The organism is Pseudomonas avellanae BPIC 631 (assembly GCF_000444135.1).
GTDB classification, from domain to species: Bacteria; Pseudomonadota; Gammaproteobacteria; order Pseudomonadales; family Pseudomonadaceae; genus Aquipseudomonas; species Aquipseudomonas avellanae.
The window spans coordinates 1-7,370 of the sequence record NZ_ATDK01000404.1 but is presented as its reverse complement, the minus strand read 5'-3'; the positions used below and the strand labels follow the sequence as shown (position 1 = coordinate 7,370).

General features: G+C 58.2%; 4 protein-coding genes and 1 pseudogene. 2 read left to right on the top strand and 3 right to left on the bottom strand.

What is annotated here, in order from left to right; translation table 11 throughout:
- Nucleotides 1–133: 133 nt before the first annotated feature.
- The 3 genes from DW49_RS0123170 to DW49_RS0123160 all read right to left on the bottom strand — a co-directional run bounded on the left by DW49_RS0123170 (nucleotide 134) and on the right by DW49_RS0123160 (nucleotide 3,092).
- Nucleotides 134–1,195: an SDR family oxidoreductase gene (locus DW49_RS0123170; RefSeq protein ID WP_005617893.1), complete on the bottom strand. Its 1,062-nt coding sequence runs from the start codon at nucleotides 1,193–1,195 to the stop codon at nucleotides 134–136.
- Between the two features lie 110 nt (nucleotides 1,196–1,305).
- Nucleotides 1,306–1,692, bottom strand: a complete 387-nt coding sequence (locus DW49_RS0123165) for an NUDIX hydrolase (protein WP_005617896.1) — start codon at nucleotides 1,690–1,692, stop codon at nucleotides 1,306–1,308.
- Between the two features lie 323 nt (nucleotides 1,693–2,015).
- A complete protein-coding gene (locus DW49_RS0123160) occupies nucleotides 2,016–3,092 on the bottom strand; it encodes an NAD(P)-dependent alcohol dehydrogenase (protein WP_005617899.1) in 1,077 nt (358 codons plus the stop codon).
- Nucleotides 3,093–3,382: 290 nt separating this feature from the next.
- Here DW49_RS0123160 and DW49_RS01000000128795 point away from each other — a divergent pair.
- Both DW49_RS01000000128795 and DW49_RS0123150 read left to right on the top strand, forming a co-directional pair.
- A pseudogene (locus DW49_RS01000000128795) lies at nucleotides 3,383–6,251 on the top strand (bifunctional diguanylate cyclase/phosphodiesterase).
- A gap of 179 nt (nucleotides 6,252–6,430) precedes the next feature.
- The gene (locus tag DW49_RS0123150; RefSeq protein WP_005617901.1) at nucleotides 6,431–6,985 is read left to right on the top strand and encodes a hypothetical protein; all 555 of its coding nucleotides are present in this window, start codon (nucleotides 6,431–6,433) and stop codon (nucleotides 6,983–6,985) included.
- Nucleotides 6,986–7,370 lie beyond the last annotated feature (385 nt).

Sequence of the window (7,370 nt, the reverse complement as noted above, 5' to 3'; positions counted from 1 at the left end):
ACCCGACGAAGTCGGGCCGGAAACGGAGCCGGGATTTTGCTTACTTTGATCCTTCAAAGTCAGTCGTCGAGGGGCGAAAAGGTGCCTTGAATCGTAAACAGATACCGCTGAATCGCAGGAAGCGTCATGCCCCTCAGGGAATCAGTCGATCACGGCGCAGCGTTTCAAACACCTCGAAAAACGCATCATCACTTGCCTGAAACGCAGTAAAGCCCAGCTTGCGGCTTTTCGACATGTCGGTGACCACTTCGATCGGCCGGCCAAGGTCGGCGTCGGTATGCCACGGTGAGATCAGCCGGTTGATGTCGCTTTCCTTGAGTTGATGCTCATGGGCGATGCGGGTCCAGGCTGTCTGATCATCTGCCATCTGGGTTTCCAGCAGCGCAGGCTGGCTTGGAAAGTCTGCCGGTTCCAGGCCGAAGTAACCGGCGATCTGCCCCCACATCCAGCTCCAGCGGAACACGTCGCCATTGGTGATGTTGAATGCCTGATTGGCCGCTGCCGGGGTCGTCGCGGCCCACAACTGCTGATGGGCCAACTGGCGCGCATCGGTCATGTCCGTCAGGCTGTCCCACTGAACGCGCGAGCCAGGAAACACGAAAGGCCGGCCCGTAGCTTTGCAGATCGACGCATAAACAGCCAGGGTGGTTGCCATGTTCATTGCGTTGCCGACGGCGACGCCTGTCACGGTGTGCGGACGGTGCACGCTCCAGGTGAACCCGTCTTTTTCAGCCGCGGCGTACACCTCATCTTCTTGCGCATAATAGAAATTCTCGACCTCAAGGCGCGGCTGCGACTCCCTGAACGGTGTCTGCGGCAAAGTGCCCTTGCCGTAGGCCTCGAACGGGCCGAGGTAATGCTTGAGCCCGGTGACCAGCGCCACATGCTTCACGCTGCCAGCAGGCCGTACAGCGTCCAGCACATTGCGCACCATTGCGGCGTTGACGCGGATGTTCTCCGCCTCCGTAGCCTGGCGTGACCAGGTGGTGATGAAAATATGGGTGGGCCGCAGATCGGCCAGCGCCGCAGTGACGGACGCTGGGTTCTGCAGGTCTGCCGCGACGGGGATCACGCCGGGCCGGGTCGATGGACTGCGGGAGAGGGCGGCAACCTGCCAATCGTTTTCCAGCAACAACTGCGTGATTGCGCTACCGACAATGCCACTTGCGCCTACAACCAGGGCGGTCTGAGTCATGGGGATCTCCTGAGACGGGGGGGAAGTAATGAACCGTCTGCTGTCTCAGAACAGCATCAGGCTATACCGTTCAACCCGATCGTCATGATCACCCATGCACCATGGCTGTTCTAGTTGGCGCTGACTAAACCGCCTTCAGCCTGGCGGCCATAAGACTTGACGATGGTCTTGGTCGCGCTACTGGCCTTCAGGTCACCGAGATTGTTGGGCGCAAGCCATTTGCAGGCCGAAATCTCGTTCTGCGGTGAAGGCTCGCTGGAGGCAGGAACCTGAGTGGTGAACACGTAGTGCGTGACTTCGCCTTTCTCGTACACCGCCAGGTACAACAGGTCGAGATTTTCCAGACCGGTTTCTTCGCAAAGCTCGCGCACGGCAGCCTGGAAAGGTGTTTCCCCAGCTTCAATCTTGCCGCCGGGCAAAGCCCAGCGGGATTTCGGTTTGCGTACGTAAAGCACTTGGCCGTCACGTTTGCAGATGACTGTCGCTCGTTGTTTCATAATTCGTTCACCTGTTGAACGTCCGTTGCCATCAATATCTGCAAGGACTTTGTGAACTTGAGAGCCAAGGGCAGTCAACAATAGTCACTAAGTTGTAATAAAAAAATCATATTTTTGGCGGGACCGAGCATGCAGCGCATTGAAATGGGCTGAATGCATCGTAAAAGCGGGAGGTTGTCTCAGTACCATCTCCTTGCAAGGAGTATGGACGTCAGTGGGTCATTGCCAGAAAACAGTTCCCGTATTGCGACGTACGGCATGTTTTCAGAACGCCTTGCCATCCTTGGCGACAGGCCTGCTCCTGCGATAAGCCGCGCGGTACGTTACGCCGCGTTCGAGTCGGCAGACACTTCCTGCTTGAGGCTGGCCATATCAATGACGAAACGATACTTCACGTCGCCCTTGAGCATCCGCTCGTAAGCGTCATTGATGTACTGCATGTCGATCACTTCAATGTCTGAAACAATGCCGTGCTCGGCGCAGAAATCCAGCATTTCCTGGGTTTCCTGAATGCCGCCGATCAACGAACCGGCCAGGCTGCGGCGCTTGAAGATCAGGTTGAAGACGGCGGGCGACGGGTGCGGTTCTGCCGGGGCACCGACCAGCGTCATGGTGCCATCGCGCTTGAGCAGCGACAGAAAGGCATCCAGGTCGTGGGGTGCTGCGACCGTGTTGAGAATGAAGTCCAGGCTGTTGACCTGTGTTGCCATCTGCGCAGGGTCTCGGGACACGATCACTTCGTCTGCACCCAGGCGCAAACCGTCTTCGCGTTTGTCGGGCGAGGTGGTGAACAGCACCACATGGGCACCCATTGCGTGGGCAATCTTGACGCCCATATGGCCCAGGCCGCCGAGCCCGACGATGCCGACTTTAGTGCCCGGCCCGACTTTCCAGTGCCGCAGTGGTGAGTACGTGGTGATGCCCGCGCACAGCAGTGGCGCGACAGCGGCCAGATTATCGTCATGGGAGATGCGCAGAACGAACTTCTCCTTGACCACGATCTTGTCGGAGTAGCCGCCCAAGGTATTTTCACCGCCGAATACCGGGCCGTTGTAAGTACCGGTAAAACCGCTCTCGCAGTACTGCTCGTCGCCCTCGGCACAGGAGGCACATTGCTGGCAGCTGTCGACCATGCAGCCGACACCGGCGAGGTCGCCGACCTTGAACTGCTTGACGCTGGCGCCCACCGCAGTCACCCGACCGACGATTTCGTGGCCCGGGACCGAAGGATAAAGTGTGTTGTGCCATTCATTGCGCGCAGTATGCAGATCGGAGTGGCACACGCCACAGTAGAGAATGTCGATCTGCACATCATCGTCGCCTGGCGTGCGGCGCTCGAACTGATACGGCAGGAGCACGTCCTGGGCAGATTGCGCTGCGTAGCTGTAAGCCTTGACCATGAGTGTCACCTGTTTGATGGATAGATGAGTTTTACATCGCAGGTCAGCGTAGTAGAGCTTCGCTGATTTTCCCTTTGAACCTCGCGACATGCTTGAATCTGACCAGTACTGCGGCCCGATAGTGCGATTGAACAGTGCCGCACGTCACATAGGCACCCTATACCTGCCGCTGGAGAGTCAAGAAATCTGCCAAAAAGGTATGAACTTTGCAACAATGCCCCGACACACTTGTAACTTTTGGTCATGGGGTTTTCACATGACCGCCGTTGGCTCATGTATCTGGTGTTTTCATGACAGTCTCACATCTGGCTACAGGCCTGTGTCCTAGCGTCGCTTGCGCATCCAACTCCGATGCTGGCTCCACTCCGGCCGCCAGCCACGATACGTTTGCCAGTCATGGCTCCATCGCCGCGCTGATGAGCGCCGCACACGAGCAGATGCCAGACATTGCCTGGGCGGCCTACGCCGCCGGTGAGCTGAAATGCCTGCTGGGGCAGGGCGACGACAAGGTCGTCTGGCCCGCGCACATCGCCGCTGAAGATTTTGATACCTTCTGTAATCATTTGCAGCTTCATTGCCGAGTCGCCGGCCAGGGCGAGGGCGTGCTGGGTTGGTTGCTGGCGCCCATCGCCGATAAAGATCATCCGCTGCTGGTGGAGCTGGCTGCCAGCCTGGGTTCACTGCTGCAGACGACGGCATTGATCAGGGCGCAGAACACTCAGCGAGTGCTCTATGAAATCAGCCTTCTGGCCAGTTCGACCCTTGATCGCGGTGCATTTTTACGGTGCATTCATGAGCAATTAGGCACGCTGATCGATGCCGAGAACTTTTACGTGGCGCTTTACGATCAGCAGAGCGGCAAGATCACCTATCCGTATTACATCGATCGTTTTGACGACGAGGCGATGGCGCACGAAGCGTTCGAGTTCATCAATACCGATCGAATCTCGCTGACCGGGTATGTCCTGAGCAGCGGTCAGCCCATGTTTCTCAACGCGTCCTGTATCGAGCAGGCGAAGGTTGACGGACGTTTTTTCTGTGTGGGACGTCTCCCCGAGTTCTGGATGGGTGCGCCCTTGAAGAACGCTTCGGATGAAGTGTTCGGCATGGTGGCGATGCAGGTCTACGACGTGTCCCGGGTCTACAGCGCTCAGGACCGCGCCTTGTTTGCCGTGGTCTCGCGGCACGTGGCAATGGCGCTGGACCGCCTGTTGCGCCGCACGGACCTGGAGCAGATCGTGGCGCTGCGCACGCAACAGCTGTCGGCCGCCAACGACGCGTTGCGCCAGGAAGTGAAGGATCGCGAGCGCGCCGAGCACTTGCAAAGCGCCCTGTTCCAGATCGCTGCGCTGTCCAGCCAACCCGGTGACATGAACGAACTGTTTCGTAGCCTGCACATGATTGTCGGCGAACTGCTGGTGGCGCTCAACTTCTACATCGCGCTCTACGACGGCGCCACCGGCGAAGTGACCTTTCCGTACTACATCGACGAACACCAGCACACACCACCGCGCTCACGGCGCGGGCAACGTGGCTTTACCGAATACGTGATCGGCCAGCAGCGACCGTGCCTGATCGATTACGAAGACGCCCGCAGGCTGGAAAGCCTCGGGGAAATCGAAGTGCAGAGAGACTCCGGTCGATCGTCTTCCTGGCTGGGCATTCCCTTGTTCGACAGCGGGCAGGTGCGTGGCGTACTGGTGGTGCAGAGTTACTCCAAGGATGTCAGCTACACCCTGCGCGATCAGGAACTGCTGACCTTTGTGTCCCGCCATATCGACACGGCGTTGTCCCGCCGCAGCGCCGCCGAAGCGATTCACACCGCCAACGTACTGCTCGAGGCCCGGGTTCGCGACCGGACCCGCGAGCTGGATCAGGCCAATGCCAGGTTGCAACACGAGAACTCCCACGACTCGTTGACCGGTTTGCCCAACCGCAGTCAGTTGCAACATCGTCTGCGACAGGCATGGCAGGACTTCTGCCGAAACGGCCGGCAACTGGTTGTCATGTTCATCGATCTGGATCGCTTCAAGATGATCAATGACAGCCTTGGCCATCATTGCGGCGATATCCTGCTGATTCAGGCTGCCGAGCGGTTGCGCAGTTGCATGCGCGAAGAGGACCTGCTGGCCCGCCTGGGTGGCGACGAATTTGCAGTGTTGAGCATCGATACGCCGTTGCAGACCGGCACGGACATCGCCCAGCGAATACTGACGGCGTTCGAGCAGCCGTTCGTGATTGACGACCACACGATTTTTTCTTCGTGCAGCATCGGTGTGGTGGGTGCCGACAGCCAGTTTCATCAGGAGCCGGCGGACCTGCTGCGCGATGCCGACACGGCCATGTACCGAGTCAAGAATGGCGGCCGTGACAGCTTTGCAGTGTTCAATCAAGCGCTGCGCCGTGAGGTCTCCGATCAGGTCGAGCAGGAAGGCGCGTTGCGCACGGCACTGAAACGCACCGATCAACTGATCCCTTATTTTCAGCCAGTGGTCTGTGTCAATACCGGTGACCTGCTGGCGCTGGAAGCACTGATTCGCTGGCGCATGCCCGACGGGCGAATCATCGCGCCGGAAAGTTTTTTGCCAGCGCTTGAGGGGTTGCGCCTGATAGGTCGTCTGGACCTCTACATGCTCAAGCGGGTCATCACCATTCTCGCGCAACCCGAGAACGGCCATTGGCCGCCGGTGCATGTGAACTGCTCCAGTTACAGCATCACCCGCCCGGCATTCGCCGCCGAAGTACTGGCGATGCTCGCCGAGCACAATGTCGCGCCCGGGCGTCTGTGTCTTGAGCTTACCGAAGGCGCGCCTGTCGATGAAACAACTGGCCGAGCAGGGTATGTCGGTGATGCTGGACGATTTCGGCGCGGGGTTCTCGTCCCTCAGCTACGTGCATCAGTATCATTTCAGCGGTCTGAAGATCGACAAATCATTTATCTTCGGCCTGGCCTCCAGCGTGCGCAGCCGGGCGATCGTTCGCGCTATCGTGCGCATGGCCGAGTCACTTGACCTGACCGTGGTTGCCGAAGGCGTCGAAGACCTGGAAACGCTGGAACTGCTGCGCGAGATTGGCGCGACCCAGGCCCAGGGCTACTACTTTTCGGCGCCCTTGCCGATTGAGCAACTGGTGATCAGTGCGGGTCGTGCGGCAGTCTGAAGAACACGTTTTTCCGGCGAAGACTTGCCGCACAGGGCAAGGCTTATCCGATTATTGACGGTATCAACCACCGTGCATTTTTAGTGTTACCATAAAAATCAACAGGTTAGCGCCATAGTGCGTACTTGGCACCAGACTTGCTTTTGAACCTGCGCATCATGTTCATCAGGAGGTGAAAGATGATTATTGGCACGAGTGCGCTTGAGCAGCTTGTTTCCCGGGCTGTGGTTGGGCGCAAGACCGTCGATGAGGTGTCTCAGGACGCTTTCAGCACGGTCGCCGCCGCTGGCCTGAATTCAGGCACGGCACCGGTCGTTGCGCAAACCAGCAATTCGACATCGCAGGACAGCAAGCAGGACAACAGCGGTTACAACGAATCCTTCGCACGGATGATGATCAACCTCAAGTCTGCCGGTGATACGTCACTGTCGGAAAAGACGGCTGATCGCGACAACGGCGTCATCGGCTCAGTGGCTAACACCACCAGCGCCAACGATGTTGCATCGACGGGTTCGGTAGAACAGAAATTTATGGACTCTCTGAAGCAGACAGCCGAAGAGAAAGTGCGCGAGAAGCTGACCGGCGTCAGCCAGAAAGACTACGACGCAATGGCACCTCAGGACCAACTGGCAATCGACCAGAAAGTCCAGGACGCGCTCAAGGACAAACAGAACGATGTGGCGGATGACATCAACACGCGCATCAGGGGTATCAAGGCCGGAATGGTGGCCTGATCGAGGTAACCTGTTCAGTTGTTTGTTCGTTGACTGTAACGGCCTCTTCGCTTGCTCACAAAGCCTGTCTTTGACGGATCGTGCCAATGCCCGCATTGGCATGCATCCGTGATGCTCTACGTCACAACCAAGCTGCCGCGCAACGTCATGCCTGTCCCGCATTCACTGCACATAAACAAAGCGCTTCTTCGCCGCGATATCACTGACGACGCAGAGTGCGACGCAAGTGACAGGGCGAAGTCGGGCCGGAAACGGAGCCGGGATTTTGCTTACTTTGATCCTTCAAAGTCAGTCGCCGAGGGGCGAAAAGGTGGCTTGAGCCGTGAACAAACATCACTACAGAACCGCTGTGTGACGCGGAGCGCCACAAAGAGGACGCAGAGCG

Coding starts and splice junctions, on each gene's coding strand:
- DW49_RS0123170 (WP_005617893.1), bottom strand. CDS start 1,195: ATGACTCAGACCGCCCTGGTTGTAGGCGCAAGTGGCATTGTCGGTAGC.
- DW49_RS0123165 (WP_005617896.1), bottom strand. CDS start 1,692: ATGAAACAACGAGCGACAGTCATCTGCAAACGTGACGGCCAAGTGCTT.
- DW49_RS0123160 (WP_005617899.1), bottom strand. CDS start 3,092: ATGGTCAAGGCTTACAGCTACGCAGCGCAATCTGCCCAGGACGTGCTC.
- DW49_RS0123150 (WP_005617901.1), top strand. CDS start 6,431: ATGATTATTGGCACGAGTGCGCTTGAGCAGCTTGTTTCCCGGGCTGTG.